Annotated in this window: 17 protein-coding genes, 1 tRNA gene and 1 pseudogene; 10 read left to right on the plus strand and 9 right to left on the minus strand. The window is 66.6% G+C overall.

Features of this window, described 5'->3' with window-relative positions; genetic code table 11:
- Positions 1-2: 2 nt before the first annotated feature.
- The 4 genes and pseudogenes from ACFWPK_RS22160 (at position 3) to atzF (ending at position 4,389) form a co-directional block, all read left to right on the plus strand.
- Positions 3-1,436, plus strand: coding sequence for a hypothetical protein (locus tag ACFWPK_RS22160; RefSeq protein WP_378918612.1), 1,434 nt, complete (start codon positions 3-5; stop codon positions 1,434-1,436).
- 67 nt (positions 1,437-1,503) lie between these two features.
- Positions 1,504-1,577 (plus strand) — tRNA-Pro (locus ACFWPK_RS22165).
- A gap of 383 nt (positions 1,578-1,960) precedes the next feature.
- Entirely contained in the window at positions 1,961-2,665 is a 705-nt protein-coding gene (locus tag ACFWPK_RS22170) for a GntR family transcriptional regulator (protein ID WP_378918614.1), read from the plus strand.
- Between the two features lie 26 nt (positions 2,666-2,691).
- Positions 2,692-4,389, plus strand: a pseudogene (atzF, locus tag ACFWPK_RS22175) (allophanate hydrolase).
- Here atzF and ACFWPK_RS22180 read toward each other — a convergent pair.
- The 3 genes from ACFWPK_RS22180 to ACFWPK_RS22190 all read right to left on the minus strand — a co-directional run bounded on the left by ACFWPK_RS22180 (position 4,346) and on the right by ACFWPK_RS22190 (position 9,371).
- Positions 4,346-5,014, minus strand: a complete 669-nt coding sequence (locus tag ACFWPK_RS22180; protein ID WP_378918616.1) for an arsenate reductase ArsC — start codon at positions 5,012-5,014, stop codon at positions 4,346-4,348. The pseudogene atzF and the gene ACFWPK_RS22180 overlap by 44 nt on opposite strands.
- A 684-nt stretch (positions 5,015-5,698) precedes the next feature.
- Complete coding sequence (locus tag ACFWPK_RS22185; RefSeq protein WP_378918618.1) at positions 5,699-6,643, minus strand: phosphotransferase; 945 nt, start codon at positions 6,641-6,643, stop codon at positions 5,699-5,701.
- A 10-nt stretch (positions 6,644-6,653) separates the two neighbouring features.
- Positions 6,654-9,371 (minus strand): hypothetical protein, encoded by a 2,718-nt coding sequence (locus ACFWPK_RS22190; RefSeq protein ID WP_378918620.1) that lies wholly within the window; start codon positions 9,369-9,371, stop codon positions 6,654-6,656.
- A 93-nt stretch (positions 9,372-9,464) separates the two neighbouring features.
- Between ACFWPK_RS22190 and ACFWPK_RS22195 the strand changes: the two genes are divergently transcribed.
- Positions 9,465-10,691 carry an APC family permease gene (locus tag ACFWPK_RS22195; RefSeq protein WP_378918622.1) on the plus strand — a complete coding sequence of 409 codons (1,227 nt, stop codon included), beginning with the start codon at positions 9,465-9,467 and terminating at the stop codon, positions 10,689-10,691.
- Positions 10,692-10,746: 55 nt separating this feature from the next.
- Positions 10,747-12,099, plus strand: a complete 1,353-nt coding sequence (locus ACFWPK_RS22200) for a serine hydrolase domain-containing protein (protein WP_378918624.1) — start codon at positions 10,747-10,749, stop codon at positions 12,097-12,099.
- A gap of 55 nt (positions 12,100-12,154) precedes the next feature.
- Here ACFWPK_RS22200 and ACFWPK_RS22205 read toward each other — a convergent pair whose 3' ends face one another.
- From ACFWPK_RS22205 to ACFWPK_RS22215, 3 genes are all read right to left on the minus strand, one after another.
- Positions 12,155-13,189, minus strand: coding sequence for an aspartate-semialdehyde dehydrogenase (locus tag ACFWPK_RS22205; RefSeq protein ID WP_378918626.1), 1,035 nt, complete (start codon positions 13,187-13,189; stop codon positions 12,155-12,157).
- 3 nt (positions 13,190-13,192) lie between these two features.
- Complete coding sequence (locus ACFWPK_RS22210) at positions 13,193-14,458, minus strand: aspartate kinase (protein ID WP_378918628.1); 1,266 nt, start codon at positions 14,456-14,458, stop codon at positions 13,193-13,195.
- A gap of 135 nt (positions 14,459-14,593) precedes the next feature.
- Complete coding sequence (locus ACFWPK_RS22215; RefSeq protein WP_378918630.1) at positions 14,594-15,166, minus strand: dihydrofolate reductase family protein; 573 nt, start codon at positions 15,164-15,166, stop codon at positions 14,594-14,596.
- 71 nt (positions 15,167-15,237) lie between these two features.
- Between ACFWPK_RS22215 and ACFWPK_RS22220 the strand changes: the two genes are divergently transcribed.
- From ACFWPK_RS22220 to ACFWPK_RS22230, 3 genes are all read left to right on the plus strand, one after another.
- Positions 15,238-15,810, plus strand: a complete 573-nt coding sequence (locus tag ACFWPK_RS22220; protein WP_378918631.1) for a TetR/AcrR family transcriptional regulator — start codon at positions 15,238-15,240, stop codon at positions 15,808-15,810.
- Positions 15,811-15,908: 98 nt separating this feature from the next.
- The gene (locus ACFWPK_RS22225) at positions 15,909-16,367 is read left to right on the plus strand and encodes an SRPBCC family protein (RefSeq protein WP_378918633.1); all 459 of its coding nucleotides are present in this window, start codon (positions 15,909-15,911) and stop codon (positions 16,365-16,367) included.
- Positions 16,368-16,444: 77 nt separating this feature from the next.
- Entirely contained in the window at positions 16,445-17,647 is a 1,203-nt protein-coding gene (locus tag ACFWPK_RS22230; protein WP_378918635.1) for a low temperature requirement protein A, read from the plus strand.
- Here the strand turns inward: ACFWPK_RS22230 and ACFWPK_RS22235 are convergent.
- From ACFWPK_RS22235 to ACFWPK_RS22245, 3 genes are all read right to left on the minus strand, one after another.
- Positions 17,634-18,467: an ion transporter gene (locus ACFWPK_RS22235; protein WP_378918636.1), complete on the minus strand. Its 834-nt coding sequence runs from the start codon at positions 18,465-18,467 to the stop codon at positions 17,634-17,636. The two genes, ACFWPK_RS22230 and ACFWPK_RS22235, sit on opposite strands and share 14 nt — an antisense overlap.
- Positions 18,468-18,581: 114 nt before the next feature.
- Entirely contained in the window at positions 18,582-20,192 is a 1,611-nt protein-coding gene (locus tag ACFWPK_RS22240; RefSeq protein ID WP_378918638.1) for a GMC oxidoreductase, read from the minus strand.
- 118 nt (positions 20,193-20,310) lie between these two features.
- Positions 20,311-21,078, minus strand: coding sequence for a sulfite exporter TauE/SafE family protein (locus ACFWPK_RS22245; protein WP_378918640.1), 768 nt, complete (start codon positions 21,076-21,078; stop codon positions 20,311-20,313).
- Between the two features lie 297 nt (positions 21,079-21,375).
- Here ACFWPK_RS22245 and leuA point away from each other — a divergent pair, with 297 nt between their 5' ends.
- Positions 21,376-23,172 (plus strand): 2-isopropylmalate synthase, encoded by a 1,797-nt coding sequence (gene leuA / locus ACFWPK_RS22250; protein WP_378918641.1) that lies wholly within the window; start codon positions 21,376-21,378, stop codon positions 23,170-23,172.
- Positions 23,173-23,453 lie beyond the last annotated feature (281 nt).

A 23,453-nucleotide genomic window follows, 5' to 3' on the forward strand; every position in this document is an offset into this window, starting at 1 on the left:
CCGTGAGCAGTGGACCCGACGACCCGACCGTATCCGGCGGGCCCGGCGCACCGAACCAGCCCGACCAGCAGTGGCAGCGGCCCGGTTCGCCAGATCCGGCTGCGGGACAACCGAATTCGGGCACACCCGACCCCACCGCGGTCTGGACGCCGGGCAGCACCGGCCTCCCGCCAACGCTGCGCTGGGACGGCTCCGGCCCACCGCCCGGGCTCCCCGAGCCCACCTCGTGGGCGCCCGCGGGTCCGCAGGATTGGCAGGATTCCGGTAATCCTCCTGCGGGACAACAGGGTCCACCGCCGGGGCAGGTCGACCCGACCCAGCTCCGTCAGCCGGGCGCACCTTGGCCGGGCGCGAATCCGCCTGTGGGCCAGCCGGGTTCGAATCAGCCATGGCAGCCCGGCATGAATCCCCCGGCGGGACAACATCCTCCGGGCCAGCAGTGGCACCCCGGGGGTCCGCAACCGGGCATGAATCCTGCCGGACACCAGCCTGCGGGCCAGTGGGTGCCTCCCGGCCAGCAGTGGGGCACACCGGCGGGACATGCCGATCCGACCAGGGTCGGCGCACCGAGCTGGCAGCAGCCCGCGCCGCAGCAATACGGCGAAGTCCCCCCGCTGGACCACCGCGGCGTCCAGTCCTACGGCCAGCCCTTCCCGCCCGGTCAGAAATCCGGAAACAAGGCGGCGATCTGGGCCGCGGCAGGTGTCGCGGCGCTACTCCTGGTCGGCGGCACGATCACCGCGGTCGCGCTGACGCGCGGCGACGACGCACCGACCACTAACGCCGGCGCCACTCCGTCGATGGTCAGCGCCCTGTCCACCACCCCCAAGCCGACCTCGTCGAGCAAGTCCGAACCCAGCACGACCACCCCCGCCCCCACAGGTGCCGCGTCGAACCGCAAACCCCTCATCGAGGGCTACCAGGTCGTCGCCTCCCCCGACCGTGGTGCCGCCTACGACGTCCCGGCAGGCTGGAAGGTCGCCACCGAAACCACCATCGGCGGCGTCGGCGAACCTCCCGGCGACTCCGTGATCGGCAAGGGCTACGCCTCCGACGGCCGCGACTACTGCCCCAATTCCACCCGCACCATGTCGCTGCTCACCGGTTCCAAGAACGCCGACAACGCCGCGGCGGGCGCCGAACTCGGCACCAAGGCCGCCCCCCTCGCCTACCAGGGCTCCAAGGGCACCCCCGGCCCCGCCCAGCCCCTGAAGTCGATCGACGGCAGAACCGAGGGCATGTTCACCGAGACCACCGGCACCGTCCCCGCCCCCAAACCCGGCTGCGCCGCCACCTACTCCGTCTACACCTACGCCTTCAAAGGCGCCAAGGACGGCAGCTTCGTCATGGTCATGATCGCCGACACCGGCGTCCCCGGCGCCATCGACGCCGCAGCGGCCAAGCGCATCTTCAGCACCATCAGATCCCTCGACTAACCCCCACCTGACCAGCCAATTTAACGTTTCACGACCCCACGTTGTAAGCTACTTCAGGTTCGCCTCACGGGGTGTGGCGCAGCTTGGTAGCGCGCTTCGTTCGGGACGAAGAGGTCGCAGGTTCAAATCCTGTCACCCCGACGTGTTGGTTGAGACACAGAAGAGCCCCTGATCAGTTCACTGGTCAGGGGCTCTTCGCTTGTCTGTGGGGGCTTGCGGTCGAGGGGGTTCGGCCAGCAGATGGTGATGGCCGTGAGGAAGATCAGGCCGAGGATGAGGGCCAGGATGGTGGGGCTCATGGGGTCGCCCTTCCGGGGTGAGCGGAGTGGGAGCGCGGCGGTGGGCTCGTGGTTCGAGTGTGGGCGTCCGCGTGGCGGGTGGGGTTGCCTGCGTGTTCGGGGTTGGTTGAGAAGTTCTCCCTTCGCGAGGCTCGGCGTGGTGAGGGTGCCGGTGTGAGCAAGGGATAACGTGGCGCTTACTTTCTGTCACTTGATAGAAATTCGCGGTCGATAGCGTATACACCCATGTCGACAAGGGTGGATGCACCGGGCGATGGCTCGGGACGGCCGTTGCGTGACGTCGTGTATTCGACGTTGCGGGGGGAGTTGATGAACGGCGACATCCGGTTCGGGGAGCGACTCACCGAACCGAAACTGTCGACCAGGTTCGGGATCTCCCGCACGCCGGTTCGGGAGGCGCTCACGATGCTCTGCTCGGACGGGCTGTTGCAGCGTGAGGAGTTCGGGTTCAGTCCGGTGCGGCCGAGTGTGGCGCGCATTCGCGATCTCTACGAGCTGCGGCTGACCTTGGAGCTGGGTGGGATGACGCGGGTGCGGGTGGATCCGCGGCTCACCCACGACGCGGCGCTGCTGCGCACCGAACAGGAGAAATGGCTGGCCCTGCAGGCCGACCCGCCCGCCCAGGAGCCGGGTTTCGTCGTCGTCGACGAGGAGTTCCACGTCGCGCTGCTGACCGCGGCGGGCAATGCCGAGATGGTGCGCGCCCTGGTGGCGGTGAACTCCCGGATCCGGCATGTGCGCATGTACGACTTCATGATCAACAACCGCATCGAGACCACGATCAGCGAGCACCTCGGCATCCTCGACGCGGTTCTCGCCGATGACCTCACGCTGGCTCAGCAGCTCTTGCACACCCACATCGGCGATTCGCTGGATGTGGTGCTCGAGCGCATTTCGCGTGCCGTTGCCGCCATGTCCCTCAGCGAATAGAGCCCTCAGTGATCACAGGAGCGTCAATGTCTGTAACCCCGACCGCGCGGGTCGCCGCCGCCTACGCGCGGATCGCCGAGGTGGATCGGCCCGAGGTCTGGATCACGCTGCGGTCGCAGGAGGATCTGACGACCGAGGCCGTCGATCTGGAACGCCGTGTCGCCGCGGGCGAGAAACTCCCGCTGGCAGGTCTGCTCCTCGCGGTGAAGGACAACGTCGACGTGGCGGGGTTGCCCACCACCGCCGCCTGTCCTGAATTCGCCTATGAGGCAACCGAAACCGCCGCTGCTGTGCAGCGGCTGGTCGCGGCGGGCGCGCTGGTTCTGGGCAAGACCAACCTCGACCAGTTCGCCACGGGGCTCGTCGGCACTCGCAGCCCCTATGGCGCCGTCCGCAATGCGCTGCATCCCGAATTGATCTCGGGTGGTTCGAGTTCCGGCTCGGCGGCGGCTGTCGCGCTCGGCATCGCCGACCTCGCCATCGGTACCGATACGGCGGGCTCGGGTCGCGTGCCCGCCGCGTTTCACGGAATCGTCGGCATCAAGGCGACCCTCGGCGTGATCCCCACCCATGGCGTCGTCCCCGCCTGCGCCGACTATGACGCGGTCACCATTTTCGCCGCCGATCTCGACCTGGCCACCGCCGCCGCAAAGGTGATGACGGGCAAGGATTCTCGAGACCCACGTAGCCGAGAATGGCCCGCTGACGTCCGCCTCGCGGTATCCGCCGATCCCAAGATCGCAATCCCCCGGCCCGAAGATCTCGAGCCCCTGAACCCGGCCTACCGCACTGCCTTCACCGAAACTGTTGCAGCCCTGCATGATCAGGGGCTCCACATCACCGAAATCGACATCTCCCCACTTCTCGACGCAGCCCGCCTGCTCTACGACGGCGCGATAGTCGCCGAGTGATACGCGGCGGTCGGCGAGTTCGTCGACAAAGGCGCCCACGGCCTCGACGAAACCGTCGCTGGAATCATCGGCGCCGCAAAAGAACTCGACGCCCATGCCTTCGTCCATGATCTCGACACCCTGGCCCGAGCACGCACCACCGCGGCGACACTGCTCGCCGACTTCGACGGTCTTCTACTCCCCACCACCACCGAGCACCCGTCGATCGCCGAAGTCGAAGCCGACCCACTCGCGATCAACCGCCGTCTCGGCACCTACACAAACTTCTGCAACCTCCTCGACCTCGCGGCCGTCGCGGTCCCAGGAAGGCCCACCACCGACGGCCTCCCGTTCGGCGTGACGGTCGTAGTCCCCGCCTTCGCCGACCAGCTCGCCGTCGACCTGGCCGCCCGCATCACCGACACCCCGGCACCGCTACTCGTGGAAACCGGTGTGCCCCTCGCGGTTTTCGGCGCACACCTGCGCGGCCAACCCCTGCACTGGCAACTCGAACACCTCGGCGCCCGCTTCGCAGGCGAGATCACCACCAGCGACGCCTACCGACTCACCGCCCTCGACACCACCCCGGCCAAACCCGGACTGGTCCGCCACGGTGACGGACAGGGCGCACCGATCCTCGGCGAACTGTTCCTGGTCTCCCCGGCGGGCCTCGGCCGATTCCTCGCCGAACTACCGCCGCCGATGGCCCTGACCAGCATCGATCTGTCCGACGGACGCGCGGTGGTCGGCTTCGCGTGCAGCTACGACGCCGCCGTCGCCGCCACCGACATCACGCGGTACGGGAGCTGGGTGGCGTATCTACGGCATCGATGACGTCGATGCCGAGCTCGGCGAGCAGGCCCGTCACGCGATGACCGATGTCGTCGCGGATGGGCCGCACGTGCTCGACCTCCAGCCCGGCCGGATCCTCGATGATCCATTCCTCGTAGCGCACCCCCGGCACCAGCGGACACGTGTCGCCGCAGCCCATCGTGACGATCACGTCGGCGGCGCGGATGATCTCGTCGGTCCACGGCTTCGGATACTCGCGCGAGATATCGACGCCGACCTCCTCCATCACCGCCACCGCGGAAGGATTGAGCTGCCCGCTCGGCACCGACCCGCCCGACCAGGCCACCGCCCGACCCAGCGCCAAGTCCTCGAAGAAGCCGAGCGCCATCTGCGAGCGGCCCGCATTGTGCGTACACAGGAACAGCACCGTCGGGCGCGGCTGGGCCACCTTGCCCTCGATCTTGGCCAGCGCCTGCAAGCGCTGCCGCCCGAATCGCTCGGCCAGCAGCGGTAAGTACAGGGTCACCGTCGCCCTGGCGGCGAAGTCGTCGTAGGAGGAATGCAGGAAACGATGGATCGTCTCCGGCTCGAACATTGTCGCGAATTCTTCGCGCAGCCGCACCTCAGCACGGTCGAGCGCGTCGGAGTGCTCCGCAATATCGACCACCCCACAACCCTTACCCGAATCCGGGCCATACGCAAACGGCCGGGCCGATCACCCCTCGATCAGACCGGCCCGGTCCGCATACCCGACGACACGTCATGGAACATTCCCGGCCCAGCCCGTCGGTGTGGTTACCGTCGGCAGTGCGTCTTCAGCGTCTGGAAGAGCCACCTTCTGGTCTGCACCGCCGGGTCCGACCGATCACCCCTCGAGACCGATCGGACCCGGTTGTTCCGGTGTCTGAAGCAACAATGCGGTGTCGGTCTCTAGAGCTTCTTAAGAACAACTTGTCGGCAAACGCGCGTCGTCGGCGATGATGGAAGTACCGACGCAAGGAGAACGACGATGGAAACCGCGATCGTCTGGTTGCTGGCAAGCATCCTGTACTGGTTCAGCAACTTCTGACCCCTGACACCGACCACGAAAGAGCCCGGAACCAGGCCCTTCGCCCCGCTATGACACGAGGCAGGTACGCCTTTCGCGGTACCTGCCTCGTGCGTTGCGCGGATCACATCGAGCCGTCGGAATAGTTCACTGCCTGCCGCGGTTGAACACGGGAGTCGACGTCCGAACAGCCCCGGGCCTCACCCCTTTGTCGCTACGAGCGACCACCCGCCGAGAGGCGCTTGTGGGGCGTCGGCCCCAGCGAACGCCGCCAGGTCACCCTCATCGACCTGGCGGCGTTTCTTATCTTCCGTGCAGCGCGCAGTCCGCAAGACTGTCGACGATGCCGACCATCTCGCGGTATTTGTCTGCCGCGGGCGACCCCGGGTATCGAACGTTGTGGCGGTAGTAGCGATGGAAGGCGATGATCAGCGCCGACAACTCGACCATGTCGCGCAGTACGCCGGCGCGCTCTTGCTCGGTCAGCGGGAGGACAGCCGAATAGCCGTCCACGATCGCTTCGACACGCTCCGGCACCAGTCGGCCCTCGACGACGCCGAGACCGATGATGGCCATGCCGAGATCGAGCAGAGGATCCTCGCGGCACGCCGTTTCCCAGTCGATGATGACCAGCTCGCCGTTTTCGCGCACGATGATGTTGTCCGAGTACAGGTCGCCGTGGATCAGCGTGTGCTGCCGTCCGCTCTGGATGTCATCGAGCGCGGCGAGGCGGACGGTCAGCCAGTCAGCGAATGCGCGATCGGCGAAATCAGCGATGTGCGATCGGCGTTCGGTCGTCAGCCTGCGGCCAGGTGACGGCAACGGTTCGTCACCGATTACCTCATCCGCCGCAAGGGCGTGTAGCCGGGCGAGCGCTTTGCCTGCTTCACCGAGGAGATCCGCTGGGAAGACCGGGTAAACGTTTCCGTCAACCCAGAGTTTCAGGATCATGACCCGCTCACCGATGGCGACTGCAGGCTGATCGTCTCTGGAGCGAACCAGCGCGGTGGTGTCGAAGCGGCCCGACAGCCTGCCCAGTAGCGATGCCAGCCGCGGCGCACTTGCCGGGTCGTTGTCGAGGACGGTCAGCGCGTAATCCGTGGTGCCACCGTCTTTCACGCCACGCAGGCGGAAGCTCGAGTTGGCGGCCCCGCCGGGTACCGGCTCGATAGACACCACTTCGCCGATGTCGTACTCGGTGCGGATCTCGTCTGGGTCCAGGTCCTTCAACGTCGTGTATTCGGCCATGCCCTCTTCGTCAGTTCCTCCCAGTAGCGGCGAGCTCGGCCCGCCGATCCGTGACCAACCCACTCCACCGCTGCTTCGCCGCCGCCTCGCCCTCGATCCAGTCTGAGCGCAGAGCCGACGGTGAATCGCGGTTGGTGAACATATAGGCGATCTCGACGAGATAGGCGAACTCGGCCCCCCGAACACTCTCCCTCAGCAACATCCGTGCGTGGTCACTCAGCTGCGGCGAATCGATGACAGCGGCATGGAAGCATGCTGCCAGGCGTGCGTAGCCGGCCAGCGAGGTCAGCCCGACGGCCGTGGCCGAGGCAGCGACGTGGTCGGCGCGCTGCGGCAGGTCCGGGTCATGCCCGGCATCTACAACCAACGCGGCAACCTGCAACAGCACCTCCGCCCAGCCGACCCGCGCGCGGCCGATCAGCTCATGCGCGTGCTCGACCTGGATGTTGGCCCGCGCCCGATCCTGGAACGCCGCGGCGAAGGCGAGATAGGACTGGCACAGCGCCGCCTCACCGGACAGCCCTGCCGCCGATGAGTGATCCCGCGCCACCGCGAGCGAGGTACAGGCCAGCGCGATGTTTCCCTGCGACCACCAGAGCTCGCCCAGCGCACGCTGTTGCCTACCCGTCGCGCCGAGCTGCTCGGCGATTTCGAGCGCGTTCCGAAATCTGCCCAGCCTGCGCAGCAAATGGTGCAGACCACGGCGGGCGTCGGGCGCCAACCGCCCGCCGTCGTCGGCAACCTTGCGCATGCCACGCATGGACGCGTCGAAATTGCCCAGATCACGCTCGCACATGGCGATGTAGTACTCCGGGATCTCCCGCATCCGCGTTGGGAGGTCACCGTCCGCGAGGATCGCGCGGAGCTCGTCGGCGATTGTCTGCCGGTGGGCGACGTTGCGTCGCGCAATTACCGACAACGTCGCTGCCAGTGCAGCCGCAGCGGCATCGATGGGCAGCGGTGTGCCGTCGGCGGCGCTCGGTGCGTCGCCGATGTCGATCGCCTCGACCGCAGAGTCCCGTGCGAATTCGACGGCGGCGTCCTCGAGCCACCCGAGGCGCAGCGAGAAGTCGCGAGCAAGCCGCAGGCCCGCACGCAGACAGGCCACGAGGACTCGACGGTCGTCGTCGTCGCGGCGCCACTGGACACCAATGGCGTCGAAGGCCCGCTGGGCCGCTCGGCGCCAGTCGGCCTCGCTCCAGGGTTCCCGCGAGTCAGAGTCGAAACCAGCATTGCGGATCGCGGAACGCACCAGCTTGTGCACCCGATAGGGCCACAACCCCGATTCATCGAATTCCACGAACGGCCGGTCGACAACGCACAGCGCCGCGCTGTCACGTGCCAATCCCGCTGCGGCGGTAGCTAGTTCGACAGAGAAGGACTCGAGCAGACTTGCCGCCCTGACTACCGATTGTTCGTCCGGGGTGAGATCGCGAAATGTCGCGGTGACCAGTTCGGCGAAATCACGGTCGAACGCCTGCACGGGCGGGACGCTGCCCTCGCTCTGCAGCAGTTCGACGAACAGTGATGCGGCCATGTCGAGATAGAGGGGCAGGCCTTCCGACCTCGCCGCGATCAACCGGCGGTGCCCACTCGGAATCATCGGTCGACCATCGCTGGTCAACCGATGAGCGAGGAACGTCTCGCGGTCGTGTGGGGACAGATAGCCGACCAGGTGCTGACGCGGCTCACCGACATCGGACCGGAGCAACGGCCAGCGGACCGCACCGGTGCGCCAGAGCTTTTCGCGTAGGCGGGCATCGTCCCACTGCAGCCGATTACGCCCGGTCACCACGAACAACACGTTCGGCATCAACCAGACCAGGCGGTTGATCAGCCGCTCGTTCTTCCGGTTCCCGCGCTCGGCGATGTCTTCGAAGGTATCGAGCAGAACGACCGGCAGCAGCGCCTGCTTCGGCGGCAATCGATCGATGTCCCAGGCCAGCAGATGGGGGTAGTAGCTGAGTGCGTCGAGGTCGGGCTCTTCTTCGAGAATGGCGGGTAGCCGTCGGCAGCGTAGCGCGAGCGCATGGTCGTGCCGATCACGCAACGCCTTGACCAGCGCGCCGACGCCCTGGCTGACGAGGCCGCCGACCATGCCGGGCAGCTCGAAGTTGTCCGCGACTTCACCGAGGATCTCGTTCACCTGTTCTGGCAGCCTCGACGAGATCCGGCTCAACCGTGTCCGCACACGCAGGTAGTCGTCGAGCGACTCACCGGGGTGGCACGCCTCCCAGTATCGGCTGAGCGCGAGATCGAACGCGGGCGCTCGATGACCGCGTGACGCGAGCGCCAGTCGAATCGCCAAGATCACTTCGTCCAATTCGAAGGTCGTGTTCTTCGCCAGATCCAGATATTCCGGAACTGTCCGGGGCAAGGGCGGATCCGGCACATCCCAGTGCGACATCGCTACGTCGTCGCCACCGAGGCGGCGCGCGATCTGCTGTGCCAACGTGGTCTTGCCGATACCGCCGACACCGTAGAACACGAGCACATTGCGGCGCGGACTCTCCAGATCCTGAACGTCGAACGTCGAGGCCGACACCGTTTCCCAGACATTGCGGACGCTGTCGACTACAGCGGCCCACTCGGCATCCCGATCGGAGAACACCTCGTGTGCCTGGAAATCGGCCGCGTTTCCCCGGAAAGCATTGTCGAGATTCGACGGTGGCATGCTGATCCCCCTGACCAGATGGTCGACATGAAATGCCTTCTGCCAGTGTTCCATCCCGCCACCGCGTGCGCAGGGGTGTTCGAAATCCCTGGCGGCATCCGCCGTGTCCGGGTCGCGGGCCCTTCGCGCATGCTCGAGGATGGGCCTATGACTTCGGATGGGCGGTTGCGGCGGGGGTTGGGGTTGGGGGATTCGGTGGTGGTGGGGTTGGGGGCGATGGTGGGGGCCGGGGTTTTCGCGGCGCTGGGGCCCGCTGCGGGGGTGGGTGGGTCTTGGTTGCTGGTGGCTTTGGGGGTGGCCGCGGTGATCGCCTATTGCAATGCGATGTCTTCGGCGCGGTTGGCCGCGCTGTATCCGGTGTCCGGGGGGACGTATGTGTACGGGAGGGAGCGGTTGGGGGCGTTTTGGGGGTACTTGGCGGGGTGGGGGTTCGTGGTGGGGAAGACGGCGTCGTGTGCGGCGATGGCGTTGACGGTGGGGAGTTACGCGTGGCCGGAGCAGGCGCACGCGGTGGCTGTGGGAGCCGTGGTGGTGGTGACTGGGATCAACTATGTGGGAGTGCAGAAGTCGGCGTCGGCGTCGCGGGTGATCGTGGCGGTCGTGCTGGCGGTGCTGGCGGTGGTTGTTGTGGTCGGGGTCGGTGGGAGTCATACGGAGGCAACGGTTCTCGACAAGGAGATCGGGCCGTATGGGGTGTTGCAGGCGGCGGGGTTGTTGTTCTTCGCGTTCGCGGGGTACGCGCGGATCGCCACGCTCGGCGAGGAGGTGCGTGAGCCGGAGCGCACAATTCCGCGGGCGATCATGCTCGCATTGGCGGTGGCATTGGCGGTGTACGCCCTGGTCGCGGTGGCTGCGTTGCTGACGTTGGGGTCGGGTGGGCTGGCGGCGGCGCGTGATCCGCTCGCGCAGGTCGTCGAGGCGGCGGGGGCCGACTGGTTGGCGCCGGTGGTGCGGGTGGGTGCGGTGCTGGCGGCGGCGGGTTCGCTGCTGGCGTTGATCTTGGGGGTTTCGCGGACTTCGCTGGCGATGGCGCGTGACGGCCATCTGCCCAAGGGGTTGGCCGAGATCCATCCGAAATACGCTGTCCCGCATCGGGCCGAGCTCGCGGTGGGTGCGGTGGTCGCGGTGCTCGCGGCGACGGTGGATCTGCGGGCGGCGATCGGGTTCTCGTCGTTCGCGGTGCTCGCGTACTACCTCATCGCCAACCTGTCGGCCGCCACACTGACCGCCGCCGAGGGCAGGCCGCAGCGCTGGGTTCCGGTGCTCGGCGCGGTGGGTTGTGTGGTGGTCGGGTTCGCGTTGCCGATCGGATCTGTGCTGGCCGGGCTCGCTGTGCTCGCGGTTGGTGCTGCGGTATATGGGATTCGCGGTTGATTCCGCGGCCACGCTATACGGGTTACGGTGCGTGTCGGGGGCTACTCTCGCCCACATGCGGCACATCACGGGCGTTTTCGCGGGAACGATCGCTGCGGTGCTGGCCTCGGCGAGCTTGTTCGCCGTTCCGGCCAACGCAGCGCCGAGTACGACCTGCGAGGTGACATCCGGTCGCGAATTGGAACGAGCCGAACCCGAACAGGTCGGGCTGGATTCGGCGAAACTCGAAGCGGCACTGCAGTTCGCCGCCACGCGCAACCGGCTCAATGTCCAGATCTTCCGGCACAACTGCCTCGTCGGTGAAGGGCTGCGCAACGACGAGACCGGCAATACGCCGTGGAACATCTGGAGCGTCACCAAATCGGTGGTGTCGATGCTGGCCGGAATCGCCTCCGACGAAGGCAAAATCGACATCGCCGCGCCCATCGACCGCTATCTGCCGCCCGGTCTCGGCGACGCGGTCCACCGCTCGATCACCGTCGAGAACCTGCTCACCGAAACCTCGGGTATGAAGGTGGGTGTGCTTTCGGAGGGCATCACCGCGGTGATCCCGATCGACCCACACTCGGCGGTGCAAGCGCTGTCGGTGGAGTTGACCAACCCGCCCGGCACCACGTTCAGCTACAGCCAGCGCAATGTGGACCTGCTGTCGTATGTGATCGAGCTGGCCGTCGGCGAACCGCTCCAGCAGTTCGCGCAGCGGGAATTGTTCGACCCACTCGGCATCCCGCGCACCGACTACTACTGGGCGAGTGACCGATCCGGCCACACCTACGGCTACGCCCACCTCATGCTGCCGCCCAACGACCTGGCCAAGATCGGGCTGCTCGTCTCCAATGACGGCCGCTGGGGCGCCGAACGGGTGATCTCGGCCGACTATCTGCGCAAAGCGCGCACACCGTCGAAAGCGAACAGCTGCTACGGCTACCTGTTCTGGCTCGGCGCCAACTGCGGCGAATCCCCCGAATTCATGGCCGACGACACGTATTTCATGTCCGGGCTCGGCCTGCAGAACGTGTTCTTCCTGCCCAGCCTCGACATGACGGTGATGTGGACCGGCCCCTTCGGCAACCAGACCGCCCACGGCCCGAGCGGCGTCCTCGCGCACGCCGAAGAACTGCCCCACGAATTCTTCCGCCGCCTGTTCGCCGCCATCACCGACACGCGGGTGCCGATCGCCGAACCCTACGTAGAGCCTCCACTCCAATTCGACGCGGGCAAGCTCATCGACGCCAACATCCTGCTTGCCGTCTTCGGCATCGGCCCCGGCGCCTACCCCGGCTGCACCGTCTTCGACTGCCTCAACCAACCCCTTGCCCCGCCGTTCGCCAGCATCCCGCCCGGCTGCGCCATCCTCGCCTGCGTAGGCAACGACCCACGCACCCCTGGCATCCGCCCGATCGGCTGAGGACAACAGAAAGGCCGGGCCATCGTGATCGATGACCCGGCCTTTCCTGCGAGAATCAGCGGTTTTCGAGCAGCACTTCCGCGATCTGAATCGTGTTGAGCGCGGCGCCCTTTCGCAGATTGTCACCCGAGATGAACAGCGCGAGACCGCGACCGCTCGGCACGCCCGGATCCTGGCGGATGCGGCCGACGAGGGAGTCGTCCTGGCCCGCGGCGGCCAGCGGGGTCGGCACGTCGACCAGGCGCACGCCCGGCGCCTTGGCCAGCAGTTCCTTGGCCTGCAGCACCGAAAGCGGTTCGGCGAATTCGGCGTTGATCGACAGCGAGTGCCCGGTGAAGACCGGAACCCGCACGCAAGTGCCGCTCACCAGCAGATCGGGCAGCCCGAGGATCTTGCGACTCTCGTTGCGCAGCTTCTGATCCTCGTCGGTCTCGAAGGAACCGTCATCGACCAGGGCACCGGCCAGCGGGATCACATTGAAGGCGATCGGCGCGACGTAGTTGTTCGGCGCGGGGAACTCAGCGGCCGAACCGTCGTGCACCAGCTTCTCCGCGTCGGCGGACACCGCGCGGATCTGCGAGGCGAGCTCCTCCACGCCGGACAGCCCGCTACCCGAAACAGCCTGGTAGCTCGAAACGATCAGGCGCTGCAATCCGGCCACGTCGTGCAGCGGCTTGAGCACCGGCATCGCGGCCATGGTGGTGCAGTTCGGGTTCGCGATGATGCCCTTGGGCAGGTTGCGGGTGGCCTCGGGGTTGACCTCCGACACCACCAGCGGCACATCGGGGTCCTTGCGCCAGGCCGAGGAGTTGTCGATCACGGTCACACCGGCCGCGGCGAAACGCGGGGCCTGCACACGCGACATGGTGGCACCGGCCGAGAACAGCGCGATGTCGAGGCCGGCGGGATCGGCGGTCTCGGTGTCCTCGACAACGATCTCGCCGCCACGCCAGGGCAGCGTCTTGCCCGCGGACCGAGCGGAGGCGAAGAACCGCACCTCGTCGGCCGGGAAGTTGCGCTCTTCGAGCAGCTTGCGCATGACGGTGCCGACCTGACCGGTCGCACCGACAACACCTACACGTACACCCATTGCTTAACGCCCCGTTCCGCCGTGGACGACAGCGGCCTCGTCGCCGCCGAGATCGAATGCCCTGTGCAACACCTGTACCGCTTCATCGAGTTCGGTATCGCGCACCAGCACCGAGATCCGGATCTCCGAGGTGGAGATCAGGTCGATGTTCACGCCCGCGTCGGCCAGCGCCTCACAGAAGGTGGCGGTGACGCCCGGGTGCGACTTCATCCCGGCGCCGACCAGCGACACCTTGCCGATGTGGTCGTCGGAGAGGATCTCGGCGAAGCCGATCTCGTCCTGGCGCGCGGTGAGCATCTGCACCGCGCGGACCAGATCGGTCTTGGGGCAGGTGAAGGTGATGTCGGTCTTGCCCGTGTCGACCTTGGAGATGTTCTGCAGCACCATGTCGATGTTGATCTCGGCGTCGGCCACCGCGCGGAACACCTTGGCCGCGTAGCCCGGCTCGTCCGGTAGGGCGACGACGGTCACCTTGGCTTCGCTGCGGTCGTGCGCGACGCCGGTCAGGATTGCCTGCTCCACGGGAATGTCCTCCATCGATCCGAAAACAGTGGTGCCGATCTTGTCGGTGTAGGACGACCGAACATGAACGGGAACGTTGTAGCGGCGCGCGTATTCCACGCAGCGCAGCATGAGCACCTTCGAGCCGCAGGCCGCCATCTCGAGCATCTCCTCGTAGGAGATCTTGTCGAGCTTCTGGGCGTCGGGCACGATGCGCGGGTCGGCGGAGAAGATGCCGTCGACGTCGGTGTAGATCTCGCAGACATCGGCTTTCAGCGCCGCGGCCAGCGCGACGGCGGTGGTGTCGGAACCGCCGCGGCCCAGTGTGGTGACGTCTTTGCTGTCCTGGCTCACGCCCTGGAAGCCCGCCACCAGCACGATCTGACCCTCGGCGAGTGCCTCTTGCAGGCGGCCAGGGGTCACGTCGATGATCTTGGCGTTGCCGTGCGCGCCGGTGGTGATCACGCCGGCCTGCGAACCGGTGAACGAGCGAGCCTCGGCGCCGAGAGTATGAATAGCCATGGCCACCAAGGCATTGGAGATGCGCTCGCCCGAGGTGAGCAGCATGTCCATCTCGCGAGCAGGCGGCGCCGGGGCCACCTGCTCCGCGAGATCGAGCAATTCATCGGTCGTGTCACCCATGGCCGAGCACACGACAACTACGTCGTGCCCCTGCTTCTTGGTCTCCACGATCCGTTCAGCGACGCGCCGGATCCGCTCGGCGGTAGCCACCGAGGATCCTCCGTACTTCTGAACTACGAGAGCCACAGCAGGTCCTTCACGATCGAGTGTCAGGTTGGTATCAGCGACCAAGAGTACCGGCCCAGGTCCACCGGTTTTGCTGCTACCTACCCTGCCTGTGGAAAACGACACAGGCTTGTCACCTGTGGATAACCACGGGATTCACGCTCGATCGAACCAGGTGACCTGCGTGCCGTTGTCGAATTCCTTACGCCGCACCGGAGCGAACTGTGTCGGTTTGAAGACGCCGGTGAAGACGGGGACGCCGTCACCCGCGACGATCGGATAGCTCTTGATGATCATCTGGTCGATCTCGTCGAGCAGCTGCCCGGCCAGCTTCCCGCCGCCACACAGCCAGATGTCGCCACCTTCGCGCTGCTTGAGCTCGCGCACCAGCTCGAGGGGATCACCGGAGACGATCTCGACCCCGGGATGATCGGCCTGGTCGAGCGTGGACGAGATGACGTACTGCTTCAGGTGCGAGAACGGGCTCTCGACGTGCTCATCCGGCAGCACGTAGGTGCCGCGCCCCATCAGCACGGTGTCCCAGTGCTCGGCAGGCAGGTCGGGGTCCATGCCGAAGTGCGCACGCAGGTGGGTCGGGATGGCGTCGGGAAACTCGGCCGTCATCCACTCCACATAGTTCTGCGGTGTCGGATAGAAGTCGACCTCGCCGCCGGGACCTGCGATGTAGCCGTCGAGGGAGACGCCGATGTAGTAGACAAGCTTTCGCATGGTTACCGCCTCAGTTGTTGTACTCTGATTGAAGTGGTTTCAACGTAGTACTACAGATGGAGTGGTGTCAAGTGCGTACCAACCCCGAACGACGACAAGCCCTGCTCGACGCGGCCATCGACGTGCTCGCCGATGAGGGCGCCCGTGGCCTCACCTTCCGCGCTGTGGACAAACAGGCGGCCGTCCCCGCGGGCACGGCGTCGAACTACTTCGCCAATCGCGACGAACTGCTGACCCAGGCGGGCATCCGCTTCTACGAGGTGGTGCAGCCGAGCGAGGAGACGATGGCCCTGGTCAGCGATGGCCCCAAAACCGTCGAGAACATCACCGCACTGATGAAAGAGGTGGTCGGGCGCATCGAATCGCATCGCAAGGCCTATCTCGCGCTGCTGGAACTCCGCCTCGAGGCCACCCGGCGCCCCGAACTCCGCGAGGTGCTCACCGAACGCGTCCGCGCCGACATCGATTTCAACGTGCGCAACCATCTGGCATCCGGGCTGCCGGGCGACGCGGAGTCGGTACTACTGCTCTATCTGGCGCTCAACTGGCTCATTGTCGAACACCTCACACTGCCCGGAATCTTCACCGAGGAACAGAGCATGGCGTTGATCGAAAAAGCCGTAGAGCGTGTGATATGCAGCTGACCCGGTCATATGTCCAGACCATAGACGTGTTGACGATCACTAGTACGACTGTGCACAATCGGGCGCGAAAGCTGCGGGGGTTCGGAGGATAGACACAGATGCGCTCGAAGATCGACATCCGATTCACCGTTGACGCCGAGATCGACCAAGTGATGGACGCACTACTGGCCGTTGACCTGATGTCGGAGTGGTCGACCTCGCTCAGTGATGTCCGGGTCGGCCCGCGTGATGCCGACGGCAGGCCACGCCGGGTCTTCGCCACCGCCCACTTCATGGGCAACTCCGACGCCCAGGTACTCGAATACACCTGGGAGCAGTACCGGTCGTCGTGGCGGGTCGTCGACAGCAGCCGCGGTTCCAAGGGCGGCGGCTGGATCGAGCTGCTCGACACTCCAGAGGGCACCGAGGTCGACTACCACGTGGAGCTCTCGCTCCCCTTACCCATTCCGGGCATCCTGTTCAACCGCTCGCTGCGCAAGCTGCACGAGGAGACGGTCGCGAACTTCATCGACTTCGCAGAGCGGTACCCCGAGGTCGGGGGCTTCGCGGCCGGCTAGTTGCGCCGTCGGCGAAACCATCGCGTCGTCGATTTCCTGTCCGCGCGAATCGCGGCCAGGGGTGCGACGATTGGCGCATGATCGGAAATCGACGGGCCCGGTTCCAGCCCGTCACCGCAGAGAACTCGGTGACCCAGCTCGAACTCTTCTTCGACCTGGTGATCGTCTTCGCATTCACGATGGTCACGGCACTGGCCGCCGAGGCGACTACCGCGGCGAACATGCTGCGGGCGACGCTGGTCCTGGCCCTGATGTGGTGGCTGTGGATCGCGTACTCCTGGCTGGGCAATGTGGTGCGGGCCGACGAGGGCATCACCAGGGTCGCGATGTTCGTCGCGATGGGCGGCGCGTTCCTGGCCGCGCTCACCATTCCCGAGGCCTTCACCGATCTACCCGGTGGCTGGTCCGGTCCGCTGGTCTTCGCGGTGGCCTACCTGATCGTGCGACTGGTGCACGTCACGGTGTTCTGGACGATCAGCGCCGGGGATTCGCAGCTGCGCAAGCAGTTGCTGCGCTGGGCGCTCGGCTCGATCACCGTCGGCACCACGCTGCTGGTCGTCGCCGCGATGACGACCGGTCTCACCCAGATCCTGCTGTGGCTCGCCGCGATCGTCGGCGACATGCTGTGGACCTGGGCGGCGGGCACCGACTGGCGGCTCAACTCGGCCAAGCACTACGCCGAACGCTACGGGCTCATCATCATCGTGGCGCTCGGCGAATCCATCGTCTCGATCGGCATCGGGGTGGCCGGGTTGCCCATCTCCTGGCCGATCGCACTCGGTTCCATGCTGGGCCTGGCCATCTCTGGCCTGCTGTGGTGGTTGTACTTCGACGTCGCCGCGATCTCGATCGAGCACGCCTTCGCCCATGCCAAGGACGCGCGGCAGATCAAGATCGCCCAGAACACCTACATGTACGGGCATTTCCCGATGATCGTCGGCATCATCGGTCTCTCGCTCGGGTTGAAGAAGGTGCTGTACTACGTCGGCGACTCGTCGCATCACACGCTCACCGACCCGCTGTACGGCATCCCGCTCGGCGCGCTCTACGGCGGTCCGGCGCTGTTCCTGATCGGCATCACGTTCGCGAAGTACTATGCGACCAAGTCACTGTCGGCCGAGCGCCTCGTGGTCGCCGCGTTGCTGTTCGGGCTCATCCCGTTCGCCGCGCATCTGCCCGCGCTCGCCTCACTCACCCTGCTGTGCGCGCTGCTGGCCGCGCTGGTGATCTTCGAGACCCTGCGATTCGCCGAGCCGCGCGACCAGATCAGACACGCTTGATCTGACCGAGGTGGTGGCGCACGCCGTGCTCGGCGGGCGTCGCCCCACGGTGCGACGGCGGAACCCGCACCCCGGCGCGCACGGCGTCGTTGATCTGGTCGAGGTTCTCCCGCAGCATGTCGGCGACGAGTTCGTCGGTGCGTGGGTCGTCGAGCAGCTGGCGCAGCATGCGGTAGACCGTGTCGGCGACGAGCCGGATGATGTCGTCGTGGAACGGGACGTAGCGCAGTTTGCCGGTCTGCGGGTCGTTCTTGATCAGGTCCATGATCAGCTGGTCGACCTCGGCGTGGTTCTCCTCCAGCGCGGCGGCGATGTTCTGGGTGTAGTGGCCCGCGCGCAGGACTTTGGAGACCTCGTCGAGGATCGCGATCGTCATCGGGCGCTTGATGACGTCGACGATCGTGCCGACGAACCGGTTGACGACCGATGCGGTGACCCGCTCCCCCAGCGCCCGATCGGCGACCCGGCCGAGCCGGATCACGATCACCACGATCCGCAGCAGCCGGAAACTGCGGAACAGCGGGCTGGTCACCGGGATCATGCCGATGATCTCGTACCAGTAGATGAACGGGTACGACCACGGCCAGCCCGCCCGCCGCCAGCGCCACAGGAACTCGACTGCGAAGATCGCGCAGATCGACGTGTCGACGATGACGATCGCGTGATAGGTCGGTTCGCTGACGTCGAAGAAGGTGATCCACACGACCAGCACCACCGAGATGATCGCGAGGATCAGCATGAAGATGTCGGTGCGCAGCGTGGGCGTTTTAGAACGTACGTCCGGCAGGGCCTCGACCCGTTCGATCCCCGGTGAAGCCACTGTTGCTCCTGATCATCTGGCGGTCGGCGCCGCGTAGGTCGGCCTCGAGATGCCCACGCTAATTGGTTGACCGGTGCCGCGAGGGGTAGTTGCGGACGCCGGGCGGCGGCGTGTTCAGCCCCGCAGGATGGCCTCGATATTGCGTTCGGCCAGCGCGGTGATGGTCAGGGACGGGTTGACTGTTGCGGTGCTGCCGGGGATCGCGGCACCGTCCATCACGTAGAGACCGGGGTGTCCGTGGACGCGGCCGAAGGCGTCGGTGGCCCTGCCCAGGACCGCGCCACCGAGCGGATGCGCGGTGAACTGGGCGTTGGCGTCGTAGCCGAGCGCGCCGTATTCGGCGACCGCGCCCGCGCGTTCGGCGATCCGGTGGTCGATCGCGCGGGCCGCACCGGCGACCGCGTGCTGGGTGGCCGCCGACCAGTTCAGGCCGACGCCGCCCGTCGCGGCGTGATACCCGAAGCGGGCACGGGTCGGGTCCAGGACCATGCCGAGCGAGGCCAGCGCGCCGGTCTCGAACGGAATGCCGGGGATGTACCAGTTCTCCAGGGTGAGGGGCACGCTGGATTCGTCGTAGATCCGGCTCGCGCTCGGCACACCTTGGCCGTGGCCCGCGATGGCGCTCGCGCCGCGGGCGAGCACTACGTCACCGTTGGTGCCGAAACCGTCGCCGATGTGCTCGTTGAGGTTGGGCAGCGTCCCGGTGGCCTGGGCGCGGACCAGCAGTTCCGAGGTGCCGATCGAGCCTGCGCCGAGGAACAGCTTGTCGCAGGTCAGGTTGCGGGTGCTCAGCACCTGACCGCTCGGTGCCAGCTTCGACACGGCGACCACGAACTTGCCACTCGCCTCCTGGGCGATGGCGTCGACGCGGTGGCCGGGGAAGACCTGGGACTTGCCGGTCTCGCGGGCATAGCGCAAGTAGTTCTGGTTGAGATCGAACTTGGCGCCGTTGGAGTTGCCGAGGTTCGAGCGGGCCGAGGTGGCCGAGGCACGGGAGCTGCCCGCGAGCTCGCTGCGCAGCACGTTCCAGGTGAAGATCGAATCGTTGGGCAGCGGCTGGTAACCGGCCGCGCGTACCTGGTCGTCCCAGGCGCGCGAGTGGGCGAACGGCGAAGAGTTGTAGATGTCGGCGGGCATCGTGTCCAGCCGCAGCATCTGGCGCACCCGCGGGTAGTAGACGCGTTCCAGCTCGCCGTAGTCGACCACACCACCGAAGACCTGGTCGAAGAGCCTGCGTTCCGGCGCCACCATCGCCCCGGTGAAGATCACCGATCCGCCACCGACCGCGGCGGCCCGCCACACATCGATACCGGAATACTCGGTCACATCCAGCACCCCGCCGAACGCGCCGAAACTCACCGGCACCTTGGTGACGCCGGTGAAGCTGGTGCGATGCCAGAACCCGCGGCCATCGGGCAGATCGTCGCCGGTGAAGATCTCCCGCCACGGATCGTTGGGCCAGTGCGAACCGCGCTCGAGCACGGTATTGGCGATTCCGGCCTCGGCCAGGCGCAACGCGGTCACGGCAGCGCCGAAGCCGGATCCGATCACGATGGCGGGCGAGTGCGCGGGCGCGTCGGGAATCGGGGCGAAGATCTCCGGCACCCAGGACCGGAACATCGCCTCGCGCGGATCCGCCGAAGCGGGCGCGCCTGTCAGCGTCGTTCCCACGGCACCGGCAACAGCCGCCAGTCCCGCCGCCTTGAAAAAGGCACGTCTGTGCACCAGGCCACCTCCCTCATCACGCATGGCCGACGCGAAGAATACCCCGCAAACACGCAAATCGCCCGGTGGTACCCACATTTGTCCCAAGTCACGACGGCGCGAGCGGCCCGGCTGGAACTCAGCTGGTGAGCAGGCGTACCACCGCGATCGTTCCGACCACCACGATCACCCCGCGCAGCACATTCGGTGGCAACTTCCGGCCCACTTTCGCGCCGAGCTGCCCGCCGATGATCGAACCGACCGCGATCAGCGCCACCGCCTGCCAATCCACCTCGGCGACCACGATGAAGATCACCGCCGACACCGCGTTCACGATCAGCGCCAGCACGTTCTTCACGCCGTTGAGCCGCTGAATGTCCTCGTGCACGAAGACACCGAGCAAACCGATCAGCAGCACTCCCTGCGCCGCCCCGAAATACCCGCCGTAGATGCCGGTGGCGAACACCGCGACCAGCAGGATCGGGCCACCGTGCTCCGGCGCGGCCGATTCACCGCCCTCGCGGCGCTGTTTCACCCACGCGGCCAGTCGTGGTTGCACGACAACGAGGATCAGCGCCACGATGATGAGGACCGGGACGATCGCCTTGAACGCCTCTTCCGGCATCGTCAGCAGCAGGATCGCGCCGGTGATGCCGCCGAGTAGCGACGCGGTGCCGAGCTGCAGCAGTCGCGACCGCTGTCCCCGCAGTTCGCGCCGGTACCCGATTACCCCGCTCACCGAACCGGGGACGAGCCCGATCGTGTTCGACACATTCGCCGTCACCGGTGGCAACCCGAACGCGAGCAGCGCGGGAAAGGTGATCAGCGTGCCCGATCCGACGATCGTATTGATGCCACCCGCCGCGATACCCGCGGCGAAGATGGCCACCTGTTGTAACCAAGTCATTCGAATTCCTTTGGTACGTCTCGTCGGACGCGCAGGTCCGTACAAGCGTGCGTTATGGGGGAAACCGTACTGGTCAACTGGTGAGTGAATGGCAGCGGACTTGATTCACCGAATTGGTCCGGGTCGCTGACAAGCGAGGGTGGGCACGCGGTAAGCTCGGAGGATCATGCTGCAGCGGGCTCTTCTTCTCGGCCGCCGCGACGGGTCCTGATACGGACCGGCTCCCGTCGCGGGGTTCCAACGCGCCGGTCGACCCGCTCCCATCAGGGAATCCATCACACCCACGGAGAAACTTGCATGTCCTCGGCTGACGCATTCGTATCCGCTTCGCGCACCATTTCGGCCCCCGGCAAACCCGCACCGGCCGACCAGCCCGCCTGGAACACCCAGAAGAACTCCTCGATGCCGTCGTTCCGGTATCGGCCCTTCGCCGAAGAGGTCGAGCCGATCACGGTGCCCGACCGCACCTGGCCGGACAAGATCATCGATCGCGCGCCCGCGTGGTGTGCCGTCGACCTGCGCGACGGCAACCAGGCCCTCATCGACCCGATGAGCCCGGCTCGCAAGCGCCGCATGTTCGACCTGCTGGTGCGGATGGGCTACAAGGAGATCGAGGTCGGGTTCCCGGCCGCGAGCCAGACCGATTTCGATTTCGTCCGCGAGATCATCGAAGACGGCGCGGTCCCCGCCGACGTCACCATCCAGGTCCTCACCCAGTGCCGCGCCGAGCTGATCGAGCGCACTTTCGAGGCCTGTGCCGGCGCACCGAACGTGATCGTGCACTTCTACAACTCCACCTCGATCCTGCAGCGTCGCGTGGTCTTCCGCGCCGAGCGCGACGCGGTGAAGAAGATCGCCACCGATGCCGCGAAGCTGTGCCTGGAGATCGAGAAGCGCTACCCCGACACCGAGTGGCGCTACGAGTACAGCCCGGAGTCCTACACCGGCACCGAGCTGGACTACGCGCGTGAGGTCTGCGACGCGGTCTCCGAGATCATCGCGCCGACTCCCGAGAAGCCGCTGATCCTCAACCTGCCCGCGACCGTCGAGATGGCCACGCCGAACGTGTACGCCGACTCGATCGAGTGGATGCACCGCAATCTGGCCCGTCGCGATTCGATCGTGCTGTCGCTGCACCCGCACAACGACCGTGGCACCGCCGTCGCGGCCGCCGAGCTGGGCTACCAGGCCGGCGCCGATCGCATCGAGGGCTGCCTGTTCGGCAACGGTGAGCGCACCGGCAACGTCTGCCTGGTGACGCTGGGCATGAACATGTTCTCGCGCGGCATCGACCCGCAGATCAACTTCTCCGATATCGACGAGGTCCGTCGCACGGTGGAGTACTGCAACCAGCTGGCCGTCGCGGAACGTCACCCCTACGGCGGCGATCTGGTCTACACCGCGTTCTCCGGCAGCCACCAGGACGCCATCAACAAGGGCCTTGACGCGATGAAGGCCACCGCCGACGCGCAGGGCGCCGACGTATCCGACATCGTCTGGGAGGTCCCGTACCTGCCGATCGACCCGAAGGATGTCGGCCGCACCTACGAGGCCGTGATCCGGGTGAACTCGCAGTCCGGCAAGGGCGGCGTGGCCTACATCATGAAGACCGATCACGGGCTGGTGCTGCCGCGTCGCCTGCAGATCGAGTTCTCGCAGGCCATCCAGGCGATCACCGACGGTGAGGGCGGCGAGGTGACGCCCAAGGAGATGTGGGACGTCTTCGCCACCGAGTACCTGAACCCGATCCTGCCGCTCGAGCGGATCAAGCAGAAGGTCACCGCCGCCGAAACCGACGGTGGTGTGGACACGATCGTGGCGACCGTGAAGGTCGAGGGCGCCGAGCAGGAGATCAGCGGTTCCGGCAACGGCCCGCTGGCCGCGTTCGTCGACGCGATCGCGACCGTCGGCTTCGATGTGCGGGTGCTCGATTACAGCGAGCACGCCATGTCCGCCGGTGACGACGCGCAGGCCGCGGCCTACGTCGAGGTCGCGATCGGGGAGAAGGTCGTGTGGGGTGTCGGCATCGCCACCTCGATCACCACCGCTTCGCTGCGTGCGGTCGTCTCGGCCGTGAACCGCGCCGCTCAGTAGACCGCACACCCGGCCGGCCGGGTCCGCACACCAGCGAACCCGGCCACCGGCGAACCCAGGTCCGCTGGGCTACCGCACTACCAGCCCCCCGGCACCCTCCCTGGTTCGCAGCCCCGACCGCACTCCCAGCCACACCGCTCACCCCAAGACCGCCATGACCGCACTCCCAACCCCGCACCCGCGACCCCTAGGGAGCGGCGGCCACGAAGTGGCCGGTTCGCGGCCGGGTCGCCGGTTAGACGCCGTTGCGTACGCGACGAAGGAGCAAGCAACGGCGGCTA

The sequence above is a fragment of the Nocardia sp. NPDC058519 genome (assembly GCF_042719755.1).
GTDB lineage: Bacteria > Actinomycetota > Actinomycetes > Mycobacteriales > Mycobacteriaceae > Nocardia.

Excerpts from the sequence above, each read along its gene's own strand:
- ACFWPK_RS22170 (WP_378918614.1), top strand. The coding sequence starts at position 1,961 with ATGTCGACAAGGGTGGATGCACCGGGCGATGGCTCGGGACGGCCGTTG.
- ACFWPK_RS22185 (WP_378918618.1), bottom strand. The coding sequence starts at position 6,643 with ATGGCCGAATACACGACGTTGAAGGACCTGGACCCAGACGAGATCCGC.
- ACFWPK_RS22190 (WP_378918620.1), bottom strand. The coding sequence starts at position 9,371 with ATGGAACACTGGCAGAAGGCATTTCATGTCGACCATCTGGTCAGGGGG.
- ACFWPK_RS22195 (WP_378918622.1), top strand. The coding sequence starts at position 9,465 with ATGACTTCGGATGGGCGGTTGCGGCGGGGGTTGGGGTTGGGGGATTCG.
- ACFWPK_RS22200 (WP_378918624.1), top strand. The coding sequence starts at position 10,747 with ATGCGGCACATCACGGGCGTTTTCGCGGGAACGATCGCTGCGGTGCTG.
- ACFWPK_RS22205 (WP_378918626.1), bottom strand. The coding sequence starts at position 13,189 with ATGGGTGTACGTGTAGGTGTTGTCGGTGCGACCGGTCAGGTCGGCACC.
- ACFWPK_RS22215 (WP_378918630.1), bottom strand. The coding sequence starts at position 15,166 with ATGCGAAAGCTTGTCTACTACATCGGCGTCTCCCTCGACGGCTACATC.
- ACFWPK_RS22225 (WP_378918633.1), top strand. The coding sequence starts at position 15,909 with ATGCGCTCGAAGATCGACATCCGATTCACCGTTGACGCCGAGATCGAC.
- ACFWPK_RS22230 (WP_378918635.1), top strand. The coding sequence starts at position 16,445 with ATGATCGGAAATCGACGGGCCCGGTTCCAGCCCGTCACCGCAGAGAAC.
- ACFWPK_RS22245 (WP_378918640.1), bottom strand. The coding sequence starts at position 21,078 with ATGACTTGGTTACAACAGGTGGCCATCTTCGCCGCGGGTATCGCGGCG.
- leuA (WP_378918641.1), top strand. The coding sequence starts at position 21,376 with ATGTCCTCGGCTGACGCATTCGTATCCGCTTCGCGCACCATTTCGGCC.